The following is an 8,608-nucleotide window of genomic DNA, read 5'->3' on the forward strand; positions in this document are numbered from 1 at the left end:
TCCACTCAGACGAACGGCTCCTGAAATATATAATGCCCCGATTTTGCCTGCTTTTCCTTATAGGTCCCATTCCTGCGCGGTATGTATATCTTTGCCGCTGTTCCGCAAGGAATCTCTGCCTCCATATATATCTGTCCATTCTTTACTTCCCAATATACTTCGATATTTCCATAGGGGCTTCGATGCCTGCTCCATGCATACGTAATACGGGGATCTATAAGAGGCTTTACCACAATCTCCCTGTAGCCTTCACAGGCCGCATGAATTCCGCCGATTTCCCTGTACATCCAATCTCCTGCACAGCCAAAAGCATAATGATTATAAGAAGCGCAGGTTACTTCTCCATCCGGCTTAACCGCCTGCCACATCTCCCACACAGTAGTAGCTCCCATCTTCACTTCATAAAGCCAGGACGGGCATTCATCCTGAAATAGAATGTCGAATGCAGTCTTTGTATATCCTTCTTCCACCAGCACATCCAGTAAAAACGGAATGGAGAGAAATCCAGTGTCAAGCCTGCCGTCATTCTCCTCGATCAGTCTGACTAACATCGCGGATGTATGCTTCCTATATTCTTCCGGAATCAAATGAAACTGAAGCGCTAAAACATAAATACCCTGTAATTTGGTCTTTATCATACCCTTCCCGTCAGTAAATGCACGGATAAATGCATTTCTTACATTCTCATTTAATTGCTTATAGTATTGCACATCGTCATATTTTCCAAGGACTTGGGCAATTTGCGCCATCAACTCTGTAGAATACGCGTAAAAGCAGGTGGGAACGATGTCCATCGTACGATAGGCGCTTCTCAGCATATCTACATCTCCGGTCTGTTGGTCTATGCTTACACTCGGAGTCAGCCAGTCCCCAAAGTGAAAATTCGTATTCCAGAGATACTTTTCCCACTCTTCCCTTTTTATATTTCCTCCGGTGCCGTCCGTACTTTCCGGATGTTCGTGTTCTGCCGTATATCGAATATATTCGATCCATTTTTCCATCATTGCATAGTTTTCTTCTAAAATGCTCTTTTGGCCGTATGCCTGATACAGCCGCCACGGCACGATCACGGCTGCATCCCCCCATCCCGCAGAGGTATGGGTCTGATACGGAGTTGTACTGTTGGGATGATATGCCGGCAAATAAGGAACAATAATGGGGATCTGGCCATCCTCCAATTGCTCTTCCCGCATGAGCTTCAGCCAGCGCATAAAGAATTCCAGTACATCCATATTTCTGCATGCTGTCGGTATAAATATCTGCGCATCCCCTGTAAAACCTGCTTTCTCCCGCTGGGGGCAATCGGTGGGGACGGATACCATATTACTTTTCTGGCTCCACAGGATGTTGTGCTGTAATTGGTTCAGACGCTCGTCAGAGCAGCAAAATCCACCTGTCATTTCCATATCCGTATAGATCACCTGAATTTCAAAATCCTCTGGTTTTGGCTCTCCCGGATATCCGCTGATTCTGACATAACGGAAACCGTGATAGGTAAAGCTGGGTTCGAATATTTCCGGACCTTCTCCATGGAGAATATAGGTATCCGTCTGCAGTACGAATTCTCCGATGATATTGCGCACAAAATTTCCATGTTGATCCACCGTCTCGGTATGCTCCAGGACAACTTTTGTGCCGCGCTTTCCGCGTACTTTCATTTTTACCCTGCCGCACAGAACCTGCCCCGTATCGAGTATTGTTTCACCCCTGGGAGACTGATAGATGCGCGCCGGACTCAATGTCTCACATACACGTACCGGTTCACCTGTCTGCGCACACAGATTCTCATATCCATAATCTGCTGTCTGAACCGGCCTTAATTCCCTGGACCAATATCCCGGCAGGCTGAAATTTTTTCTTTCCTCCCGGGCGTCATAACATTCCCCAACAAAAAGATCGGCATATTTTACCGGTCCCATCTCGGAACAGCATGTCTCTCCCGAACCAAACCGTTCACGCTGTCCGTTCTCATACAAGACCTCTATCTGAAACAGCCCGGCCAATAATGTACCATACTGGCAGCTGTCTCCGGTCAGGCCCACCTTCCCGCAGTACCAGCCTGGGCATATTGTCATACCCAGCGCGTTATCTCCTGTCTTCAGACCGTCCGTGATATCATACGTCTGATACTCCAGACAATGGTCATAGGAAGAGTTGCCCGGTGCATACTCCATATCTCCCACCCTGCGGCCATTCAGTTCAAGACGGTAAATCCCATGTGCGGTTGCATAGATTCTGGCGGACCGCAGGCATGGTTTTACTTTAAATTCCATACGTATCATCTGTCCCGGCTGCATTTTGATGTCATCTATTGGAATGCTTGAATAGGATATTTCTGCGCTCTCCTGGGGTTTTTCTCGGTAAGCCGGAACCTGCTCGGGCACCACCCATTTTGCGGTCCAATCCTTTTGATATAAAAGTCCCGTTTCGAACCATCCGCTGTACTCAGCGGCTTCCCCATGATTACTCCAAATACAGGCTTCTATATCATACCTTGTAAAAGACTCCAATTCCCGGCCTGCATACTTTATTCCAAACGACTGCCCGCTTTCCAGCGCGCCTGTATCCCATAATTTCCGGCCTTTGTCAAAGACCTGCAGCCGATAATGTACTTGTCTGGTATCCGGCACTTCACTCTCATATATCCAGGAAAACTCTGGTCTCCTGGTATCAATCCCCATTGGATGAGTCCTGTGTTCACATCGAAACTCTGTAATTTTCATTTTTCTATCCTTTTCTTTGGATTATAGTCCAAACAGCTCCTTTGGATTTTGATATAAGATTCTTTCTGCAAATTTCTTTGCCTGCCCCATTGAATATGTTCCTTCTTCCACGCACTGAGCAAGTACCATACTGATATTTTCGCGGGCCATCAGCTGGTGCCCGTAAACCGCATCCAAAAACAGGCTGTCTCCGCCAAATCCATTGATTTTCGTAACCGGAACGGTATCTAAAAACTCGGCAAGCGCGCATCTGCTTGCATATGGAGAAATGACGTGTGCCCAGCACATATCGATATATACGTTAGGGAACATCTTAGCCAGCGCCGCCAGGCTTTTATGATACGGATATCCGATATGAAAAATATCGAATTTTATATCCGGGTATTCTATAAAAAAATTGTTTAACAATTCGGGATTGCTGTTTGCAAGGAAATTCGGACATCCCGCCTGCATGCCCGTATGTATTTGATAAACCAGCTTGTGTTCTGCTGCAAAATGCAGGACAAAATGCATCATATAGTTCTGAAAAGCTTCCCCCTCGTACAGCCCCCTTCTCCACGCAGGCAGGTGCCGCTCTTCAAACAGGTCCAGAAAGTCTTTTTCCGCCTCACTCTTTGTGGAATGCCCGTATTTTAGGCTTCTTGCGTAGGCCAGCCCGAGCTTAAAGGCCACTGCCCCGTTTTCAACAGCAGTTTCCATTGAATGTGTACATGCTTTAAGCCAATCCTCAAATCCATTGATCCTAATCCCTGTGTCCGCTTCAATCTGTTCCAACTGCTGCCTTGTTTCCGGAAATATAAAGGCATCCAGCCTGTGCGCCGGGCGGTAATACCGCCTGTCGCATTCCAGGTCAAAAGTATCCTGGACGGCAGTTTCAATCTTACATTTCTCCCATAACACTTCTTGAAACCTTCCCGACCCTCTGGCTGCGAGGAACTTCTTATTCAACTCCAGGACGGTGTCCCACGGCGTCTGTGAGTCAGGAAAATGCATCCCGTACAATCCTTCCACCGTTCTGTCCAGCTGCCGGTAATATGCTGTGTTTTCAACTCTGCTTAAATATGGCTTTAATATCTGCCATTTTTCTTCCAGCTGTGCCTGCCCGGATTGCGCTGTTTTGCATCGAGATAATGTTGCCATCTCTTCATTGCGCATTCCCGCACTGATCAAATCATCCTGTAAATACGATGATAAATATTCGCTGAAAAAATCCACCGGCTCTTCCAGTTCCTGTTCCCAGTTTGGCAGATGCTCATGTGTATCTATAATCGTAAGGTCATTGACATAGTCTGCTATTGTCTGATATAACGTATTCATTCTTCTTCTCCCTCTGTCCAGACAACGATTCAGATAGGCCTGAACTGTTACCTGACCACGGCATGATCATTAAATTTGGTTTCTGACCACTTTTGAAATCATTAAAAACTTTTCATATTCTACGCCCGGGGGGCAGCTGTCGGAATTCGCAAGGATAAACGGGTATCCCTCCATGTCCTTCAGCAACTCTTTTACATAAACCTCCAATTCACTGAGAGACCAATTCAAAAACTCTGTCGGTTCGATACCTCCCACAAGGAATTTTTCTTTAGGAAGCACCCTGCGTGCCTCTTTCATAACTATATTGCCGGTAGGCGCAGGGGATATCGACTCAATCCCATGCACCTTTGATCCGGCGATCAGCCCCAGAAGCGCCTGAAGGTGGCCACAGGCATGCTGCATATACATCTTCTGGCGGCTCTCCAGTATTTCAGACCATTCATTTAATTCCGGCAGAATATATTTTTCGTAATAGGACGGGGAGATATTGGTGGTGGATGTATCTTCCCAGGTGAGGAAGACTTCCGCATCTGACCCAGCGGATATTTCCACTGCAATCCGGTCAACTCTGCGTATACTTTCCAGTAATGCTTCCACTTCTTCCGGATAATCCATTAAAGCATATACCAGTTCCTCCGTTCCAAGCCAGAATTCCAGCAATGACTGAAAGGCGCTTTTCAGATTTATTTCTGGCATCAGCATAGGCACAATGAGCGCTTCCTCTCCTACCTCTGCCGCCGCTTTATTGTACGCAGTATAATCCGGAATGAGTTCCATATGGTCAAAAAAGTATCTGGCGATTTTAAAATCTTCCTCTTCTTTAATGGGATGTTCCGATAAAAACCACGTCTCACCATCCGGCGTAATGATATATCTGGCAGTCAGACATCCTATGGGGGTACGGATTGTCATCGTTCTTTTCTCTTTATCATATACGTCCTCAATGGAGCACCCCTGATAGACGGTCTGATACATCCGCAGATGTTCATATTCTATTTTTGTAGGATCAAATCCCCTGATCAATGGATCCGCACCCATTTCCTGCATGACCTGCATCATGCTCTTTCCCCTGGCCTCTTCCGGATTAAAATCATACCAATATGCCAGATTCGGGCACCATGGAGTGCGGTCTGTCTTCTCACCGCGCAGTGCGGCCAGCAGTCTCTGTTTTGGTGTCATTGTTTCTTTCGTCTCTATTATCTTCGTTGTCATTGAAACCTTCCTTTCTTCCTCCGTTTTAGCCCTTTTATCAGTCCGTCAATCCAGGTCTAAAACGACATATAACGTTTTTATCTCAAACGGCCTTACCTCAATCCAGAGTGAATTGCCCCCGCAGGAGATATTCGATTCCATGTCCTGTATCAAATTTTCCATCAAATCGCATTCCCAGGCCTCTTTCATACAGGAACCAAATGTGATCTCTACCGTGCAGTGCCGGTTAAATGCCTCATAAAACCTTACCAGTATTCCTTCACGCCCTTCCGCTTTTTTCACCGTCTCTATTACAATATTGTTCTGTTGTGCCTTCACAATACTGTAACGGCCTGGTATCTTCCCCGTCTGCGGGCCCAGCTGCTGTGTAAAGACCATCTGGTTAAATGCTTTTGAATACGGTACCACCCCGGCCTCCCGCCAGTCTCCCGCATGAGGGTAAAAGGCATATCGAAAGGTATGCTCCCCCTGATCCGCCTTAGTATTCGGATAAGTGGCTGATTTTAATAGGGTCAGACGCATATCCCCTCTATGAATATCGTATCCATACTTACAGTCGTTCAGAATAGCCGCTCCGTAACCATATTCAGACAAGTCAGCCCATTTCTGCCCGCATACCTCGAATTTTGCCGCATCCCAGCTGGTATTGGAATGCGTAGGCCTTAGAATGCTGCCGAACTGAATATCATAGGCTGCATAATCCGAATGAATATCCACCTCAAATGAAGCCTTTAAAAGCGTATGTTCTTCGTGCCAGTCGATCCATGTTTCAAACTCAATATACGGAAGTACATGATACATATGCATCTTTTGAACAATGCAGGAACTCTGATATTTTCTTGTAATTTCTATTGTCCACCGGAGTGGTCCGTTTTCCGTAACGGATACGGATTCAGCTTCGTTTATTTTCCACATTTTCTGGCGGTAGTATTCCGTGATATCCCATGCATCAAAATTATGGGGCATATCTTCAAAAACCAGAAGCTGATTTCCTTTTCCTCCCTTTTTCAGAACCTCTCTCTTCTCTTTCTTATCATATATCCCAGTAATAACGCCATTCGTATCCAGGCTGATCTTCCAGTATTGGTTTTCCATCTCTGCCGTAGTCGCTCTCACATCCGGAACCTGATGTTGTGCGCATTTCGCTTCTTCCTTCCCGGCTAACCGGTAAGTACGGTACCCAAAAGACGGAAGGCCCTCCAAAAGTACCAGTGCTTTTCCGCTGTGGAGGGGCTGCACCGGAACAAAGCCGTTCCTCTCATCCATAATTCCGCTGCACCAGTCCGGAAGTTTTGCCTCGGTAATCTGCGGACAGGTGCTCCCTGACGCATGGAAAGCTGCCAGTGAATGGCCGTCAGTGCTGATCAGCGCCGCAACCTCTTCAAGCGCTTCACTTTTAATTCCTCCAAGGCATTGAAAAACACTTTCGTATTCCATGTCAGACACTTCATACACCTCCGGTATCGATGTTCCGGGAAGAATATCGTGAAACTGATTGCGCAGTACAGTTTTCCACATCTGCTCCAGCCTGCTGTGCGGATATTGATAACCATCGCTTAAGGCAGAAGCAAGCGCACCATGGAACTCTGCCTCCGATAGTAAGCATTCGGCCCTCCGGTTGTATTTTTTTGTTTTGGCGCGGCTCGTATAAGTACCCCGGTGATATTCCAGATACAGCTCCCCTACCCACTGGGGAAGGCGTACTCCTTGCCTTTTTTCTTCCAGAAGCTCTGTAAAGCCGGATATACTGGAAAACCGGAACTTAGGGCAGCCCGATATTCCCTTTTCGAGACGCCTGCCATATTCCAGCATCCAGTCTGTCGTTCCTCCGCCTCCGTCTCCATAACCATATGGAAGAAGTACGGTGTCGCTAAACTCCTTCTGCTGAAACCTTTCATAGGTCTTGATCAGCACATCCGGCTGCAGGAATCCATTATACGTACTGATCGGAAAGCCCTCATTCAGCCCCTGCAGGTCTTCTTTCGGAAGCACCGATGTTATAATATAAGCAAGAACACTGCTGTCATCAATCCCATGCCATTCGAACAAATCATAGGGCAGCCGGTTATATTCATTCCAGCAGACCTTTGCAGTCATAAAATATTTGATCCCGGATTTGTTTAGAATCTGGGGTAAGGCGCCGCTGAACCCAAAAGCGTCCGGCAGCCATAATACTTCGCATTCCTTCCCAAATTCCTCTCTAAAAAACTTCTTTCCATAGTATAGCTGTCTGACCAGTGACTCTCCCGATGTAAGATTACAGTCGGCTTCCAGCCACATTCCGCCGTCTGCCTCCCACCGTCCTTCTTCCACACGCCTTTTAATCTGCCTGAATATGCCGGGGTAATCTTCCTTTACATATTCATAGAGCTGGGGCTGGCTCGAAAAGAACCGGTATTCAGGATACCGCTCCATAAGCCTCAGCGCATTTGTAAAACTTCTGGCGGCCTTTTCCCGCGTCTGTTCTGCTGTCCAGAGCCATGCAACATCTATATGGGTATGCCCGATTCCGTATACTGCAGGCCCCGTCATTTCCTCTGCCTTTTTATAAAACGCATCGTCCAGGTACAAAGACGCCTCACGGAGGCTCTGTCTGAACAGCTTCCCCGAAGTCCTGCTGTCCCTGAAGTCCAGAATGTTTACCGCACGCTCCAGAATCGCTCCAATTCTAATCCGTCTCTCGTCCCCCTCATGTAATTCCGCTATAACTTTCATCGGAACCTGGAGATCATAGACCACTTTATCCACAAGGGTATCAAACTGCCCATACGACAGGCTGACCGGAAATACCGCATCATCCATGCCCGAATACACCGATACCTCATACACCAGACATTCACCTGGCACCGCCTCTTTACAAAGGATCATTTCCCGGTGATTAACATCCAGTCCCTGAACCAGTTCTTTGTTTTGGAAAACCTTAAACTGAGGGTTGGCAATATTCCAATCATCTGTGTGTTCCGTAGAAAACTCTGCCAGAAGTGTTTTTCCTGCAAACCTCTCCGGAACGATCATCTCAAACTTCATCCAGCAGTGGGCATCCTTTCCACCCCATCTGACAGAATTACAGCACTCCTCGTAGCGGCCGCATTCCGGTGGATATAAGGAAAAGGGGCTTCTTGTATCTATGTACATTCTGTCCGGCCCTCTTTTATGAGTCACCCTGTATTTTTCCAATTCTTCTATCGTTCTGCGGACCCTTCCTGTAATAAACATTCCGCCTCCATTCTCTGCACATCTCAATTACCGTACTGTTCCTATGTCTTGACGGCCCTGTTTAGTAAATACACATTTCGCAATGTATAATCCTTTCCAGAACCGTACGTGCGGCTTTCCCGCATACGGCTCTTCATAAT

Annotated in this window: 4 protein-coding genes; all 4 read right to left on the bottom strand. The window is 46.9% G+C overall.

What is annotated here, in order from left to right; all coding sequences use genetic code 11:
* Nucleotides 1–5 precede the first annotated feature (5 nt).
* The 4 genes from ARB69_RS04855 to ARB69_RS04870 all read right to left on the bottom strand — a co-directional run bounded on the left by ARB69_RS04855 (nt 6) and on the right by ARB69_RS04870 (nt 8,468).
* Nucleotides 6–2,723, bottom strand: coding sequence for an alpha-L-rhamnosidase (locus ARB69_RS04855; protein ID WP_083487017.1), 2,718 nt, complete (start codon nt 2,721–2,723; stop codon nt 6–8).
* Nucleotides 2,724–2,744: 21 nt separating this feature from the next.
* On the bottom strand, nt 2,745–4,040 hold the full coding sequence (locus ARB69_RS04860) for an amidohydrolase family protein (RefSeq protein ID WP_055151481.1): 1,296 nt from the start codon (nt 4,038–4,040) through the stop codon (nt 2,745–2,747).
* A gap of 69 nt (nt 4,041–4,109) precedes the next feature.
* A complete protein-coding gene (locus tag ARB69_RS04865) occupies nt 4,110–5,252 on the bottom strand; it encodes a uroporphyrinogen decarboxylase family protein (protein WP_055151484.1) in 1,143 nt (380 codons plus the stop codon).
* A gap of 45 nt (nt 5,253–5,297) precedes the next feature.
* Complete coding sequence (locus ARB69_RS04870) at nt 5,298–8,468, bottom strand: alpha-mannosidase (protein WP_055151487.1); 3,171 nt, start codon at nt 8,466–8,468, stop codon at nt 5,298–5,300.
* Nucleotides 8,469–8,608 lie beyond the last annotated feature (140 nt).

Source organism: Faecalicatena contorta (genome assembly GCF_001404335.1).
In the GTDB taxonomy this organism is placed as follows: domain Bacteria; phylum Bacillota; class Clostridia; order Lachnospirales; family Lachnospiraceae; genus Faecalicatena; species Faecalicatena contortus_B.

What these genes read in the sequence shown, in the direction of transcription:
- ARB69_RS04855 (WP_083487017.1), bottom strand. Translation starts at nt 2,723, where the DNA reads ATGAAAATTACAGAGTTTCGATGTGAACACAGGACTCATCCAATGGGG.
- ARB69_RS04865 (WP_055151484.1), bottom strand. Translation starts at nt 5,252, where the DNA reads ATGACAACGAAGATAATAGAGACGAAAGAAACAATGACACCAAAACAG.
- ARB69_RS04870 (WP_055151487.1), bottom strand. Translation starts at nt 8,468, where the DNA reads ATGTTTATTACAGGAAGGGTCCGCAGAACGATAGAAGAATTGGAAAAA.
- ARB69_RS04860 (WP_055151481.1), bottom strand. Translation starts at nt 4,040, where the DNA reads ATGAATACGTTATATCAGACAATAGCAGACTATGTCAATGACCTTACG.